This window comes from Bacillus nitratireducens (assembly GCF_036320425.1).
Taxonomy (GTDB): domain Bacteria; phylum Bacillota; class Bacilli; order Bacillales; family Bacillaceae_G; genus Bacillus_A; species Bacillus_A nitratireducens.
Genome location: NZ_JAUMJO010000074.1, coordinates 1 through 212, shown reverse-complemented (window position 1 = coordinate 212; position 212 = coordinate 1). Strand labels below are relative to the sequence as shown.

1 protein-coding gene is annotated in these 212 nt (G+C 34.4%); it reads right to left on the bottom strand.

Annotation, left to right across the window (positions count from 1 at the left end):
• The coding region (locus tag Q3V31_RS30910; protein ID WP_329767710.1) for a DDE-type integrase/transposase/recombinase at positions 1–212 on the bottom strand (212 nt) is incomplete at both ends.

Here is a 212-nt window from a genome sequence, read left to right as displayed (position 1 = left end):
TGTTCTTTTTTAATCATATGCATGGCTTCTACTCCAGAAAGAATGGATGTAGCTGTGTCAAAAGATTTAAGGCCTAGCATAGAACGGATTCGCTTCTTTATAAAGCGATGATCTTGTTCTACTATGTTATTCAAGTACTTTTGTTGTCTAAGTCGCATACCGTTAGGTATGCTTTTTTCTTTTTTTAACTGTTCAATTGCTATAGGATAAGC